Source organism: Pseudomonas sp. GW821-FHT05H12 (assembly GCF_059419385.1).
This window is the reverse complement of the sequence record NZ_JBWKRS010000085.1, coordinates 1-3,585: the sequence shown is the minus strand read 5'-3', so window position 1 is coordinate 3,585 and position 3,585 is coordinate 1. Positions and strand designations below refer to the sequence as shown.

At 63.7% G+C, this 3,585-nt stretch carries 3 protein-coding genes; 2 read left to right on the top strand and 1 reads right to left on the bottom strand.

Translation table 11 applies throughout. The features are described 5' to 3' along the window. Positions 1–94 precede the first annotated feature (94 nt). Complete coding sequence (gene ampC, locus AC07SU_RS30850; protein WP_494999264.1) at positions 95–1,249, bottom strand: class C beta-lactamase; 1,155 nt, start codon at positions 1,247–1,249, stop codon at positions 95–97. A gap of 128 nt (positions 1,250–1,377) precedes the next feature. On the opposite strand from ampC, the gene AC07SU_RS30845 reads away from it, so the two are divergent. Together AC07SU_RS30845 and AC07SU_RS30840 are read left to right on the top strand one after the other, a co-directional pair. Next, entirely contained in the window at positions 1,378–2,256 is an 879-nt protein-coding gene (locus AC07SU_RS30845) for a LysR family transcriptional regulator (protein WP_494999263.1), read from the top strand. Between the two features lie 73 nt (positions 2,257–2,329). Further along, positions 2,330–3,514: a DUF2252 domain-containing protein gene (locus tag AC07SU_RS30840; RefSeq protein WP_494999262.1), complete on the top strand. Its 1,185-nt coding sequence runs from the start codon at positions 2,330–2,332 to the stop codon at positions 3,512–3,514. Positions 3,515–3,585: the final 71 nt, after the last annotated feature.

Genomic DNA, 3,585 nt, shown 5'->3' with positions numbered 1-3,585 from the left:
CCCCCCCCCCCCCCCCCCCCCCCCCCCCCCCCCCCCCCCCCCCCCCCCCCCCCCCCCCCCCCCCCCGGCTCCCACATATGGTTGTTGTTCGACGTTAGTGGTCGAGTGCGCTCAAGATCGCATGGGCCACTTTCACCCGCTCCCCATTCGGGTAGTTCTTGTTCGCCAGGATCACCACGCCCAGGCCTTTGCTGGGCACGTAGGCCACGTAGGCGCCAAAGCCATTGGTGGAGCCGGTTTTATTCACCAGTGTGTCGGCATGCGGCGCCTGTGGCGGGGTCAGCCAATTGACCGTGTGCGGCTCCCGAGCCATGGGGGTCGAGTTACCCGCGAGCAGCGCGTCGAGCTTGATGGGGTAGGGGTACATCTCCCAGCCCAGTCCCTGGGTCATGCCGTCTACGGTGTAGTAACCGGTGTGCGTGGTCGCGATGGCTTGCTGCAACGGCTTGGCCAGGCCCTCGGGGTTCATGTTCACTTCCACGTACTTGAGCAGGTCGGCGGCACTGGTCTTCACGCCGTAGGCTTCGCTGTCCATTGCACCGGGGCCGACACGCACCGGCTTGCCATCGTTGCCATAGCCTTGGGCGTACAGCTTCATCTGGCTGGCCGGCACCTGGATGTAGGTGTGTTTCAGGCCCAGTTGGGGGAGCAGGTTTTTTTCCATCAACTGGTCGAACGGCTGCTTGAGGCTTTGCGCGGCCAGGTGACCGAACAGGCCCAGGCTGGGGTTGGAATACAAGCGATGGGTGCCCGGGGCGAAATCGGGTTTCCAGTGCTGGTAGTAGCTGATCATGCGCTGGGTGTTGTCGGCCTCTGCCGGAAACTGCAGGGGCAGGCCGCCGGCGGTGTAGGTGCCCAGTTGGAGCACGCTGATGTGGTCGAACGTGTTGCCCTTCAAGGCGGGCAGGTACTGGCTGGCCGGGGCTGCCAGGTCGAGCTTGCCGGTGGACACGGCATAGCCGGCGAGGGTGGCGGTGAAGGTCTTGCTCACCGAGCCAATCTCGAACAGGGTGTTTTCGCTGACCGGCTGCCTGGCATCCTTGGAGGCGACACCGTAGTTAAAGTATTGTGCCTTGCCGTCCTGTACCACGCCGACGACGAGGCCCGGAATAGACTGCTGCTGCATCAGCGGTTTGACGCTGGCATCCACCACGGCGCGCAGGTCGCTCGCGGCCAGGCATTGGCCCGCGCCGATCAAGAGTGCAAGTGCGGTGAAATTACGCACTCCAGACAGTAAAGAGTGAGGCATGATATCGCTTCCATGAGAGTGATCGATTGATTGGATAGCCTGCGCGGGCGTGGCAAATGTAGGCAGTTCGGCGGTTTCGGACAAACGATCATATCTCGTCCCAGCCATTAGTTAATTTTGGGTCAGGCATGCTGCGTTCCCATCTCCCCCTCAACGCCTTGCGCGCCTTCGAGGCCTCCGCCCGGCATTTGAGCTTCACCCGGGCGGCCATCGAGTTGTGCGTCACCCAGGCCGCGGTCAGCCATCAGGTCAAGAGCCTGGAGGCGCAGTTGAATGTCACTTTGTTCAAACGCCTGCCTCGGGGCTTGATGCTGACCAGCGAAGGCGAAACCTTGCTGCCGGTGGTGCGCGAGTCCTTCGACCGTATCGCCCAGACCCTCAACCAGTTCGAAGGCGGCCACTACCGCGAAGTGCTCACCGTGGGCGCGGTCGGCACCTTTACCGTGGGCTGGCTGCTGCCACGCCTGGCGGATTTTCAGGCGCGCTACCCCTTTATCGACCTGCGCCTGTCCACCCACAACAACCGCGTCGACGTCGCCGCCGAAGGTTTGGACTACGCGATCCGTTTCGGTGCCGGCGCCTGGCACGGCACGGACGCCTGCCAGCTGCTCGAAGCGCCGCTGACCGTGCTGTGTGTGCCCCAGCTGGCCGAGCAACTGCACACGCCCGCCGACCTGTTGAAACATACGCTGTTGCGCTCCTACCGTGCCGATGAGTGGACCCAATGGTTCCAGGCCGCCGGCCTGCCTGCCGACACCCTGGTGCCGCGCAGTATCGTGTTCGACTCTTCCTTGGCGATGATGGAAGCCGCGCTGCAAGGGATCGGCGTGGCCCTTGCGCCAGCGATGATGTTCTCGCGGCAGTTGGCAAACGATGCGATCCGCCAGCCGTTCGACGTGGGCATCACCACGGGCAGCTATTGGCTGACACGCTTGCAATCGCGGGCGGAGACCCCGGCGATGTCGGCGTTTAAGGGCTGGCTGACGGAAGTCATCGGGCAGGCATGAAATTTTATTCTTGAAACAAAATGAAACATTCATGACGGGCTAACCTCTACCGTACCCCGACCTGAGTGCATTCATGAAAAGTCCGCGTCCCTCCGCCCGCATCCCTCACCTCACTCAACTCCGTAACCTGAAAATGGCCCGTTCCGCCCACGCCTACGTGCGTGGCAGCACCGTGCAGTTCTACGAATGGCTGCACAGCCAGCGCGGCCGGCGCTTGCCCCACGGCCCGGCGATCTGGATCTGCGGCGATTGCCACGCGGGCAACCTGGGGCCGACCGGCGATACCAAGGGCCGCATCGACATGCATATCCGCGACCTTGACCAGACCGTGATCGGTAACCCGGCCCATGACCTGGTACGCCTGGCGCTCTCATTGGCAACGGCGGCGCGTGGCTCGGACCTGCCCGGTGTGACCACCGCACGCATGCTCGAAGAAATGATGGTGGGTTACGAGCAGGCTTTCAAAGACAAGCCCGACGAGGTGCCACCGCGCCCGTCCCAGGTCAAGGCGGGCATGCGCAGTGCGGTAGAACGCACCTGGAAAAACCTGGCGCGTGAACGCATCGAAAATGCCCGTCCTACGATTCCGCTGGGCAAGCATTTCTGGTCGTTGTCGCGGGCAGAAAAAAGCGCGCTGGCCAGCGTGTGTGCTTCGGACGAGATCCATCAGTTGGTCACTTCACTCAAAGGCCGCCCCAAGGACGCCAAGGTCGAACTGCTGGACTCAGCCTATTGGGTCAAGGGCTGCAGCTCCCTCGGCCTGTTGCGTTACGCCGCGTTGCTGGGTGTGGGTGACAAGGACGACCAGGAGTACTGCCTGATCGATATCAAGGAAGCCGTCGGCGCCGCGGCACCCCGTGCCCCGCGCGCGAAGATGCCTCGGGACAACGGTCGTCGGGTGGTGGAGGGCGCCCGCCAACTGTCCCCTGGGTTGGGTGAACGGATGGTGGCGACGCGGTTTCTGGACCACGGTTTTTTCATCCGCGAGCTGCTGCCCCAGGACATGAAACTGGAGCTGGACGAACTGAGCGAGATTGATGCCATGCACGCGGCCGGTTACCTGGCGCGTGTGGTCGGCATTGCCCATGCCCGGCAGATGGACCGTGACACGCGCAAGGACTGGATGGCGGTGTTGCAGGAAAACCGCTCCAAACAGCTGGATGCGCCGTCGTGGTTATGGACCAGCGTGGTGCAGTTGGTGGGCAGCCATGAAGAGGGGTATCTCAACCATTGCCGGCGGTATGCCTTGGAACATTGACCTAACGCCCCCTGTAGGAGCCGGGGGGGGGGGGGGGGGGGGGGGGGGGGGGGGGGGGGGGGGGGGGGGGG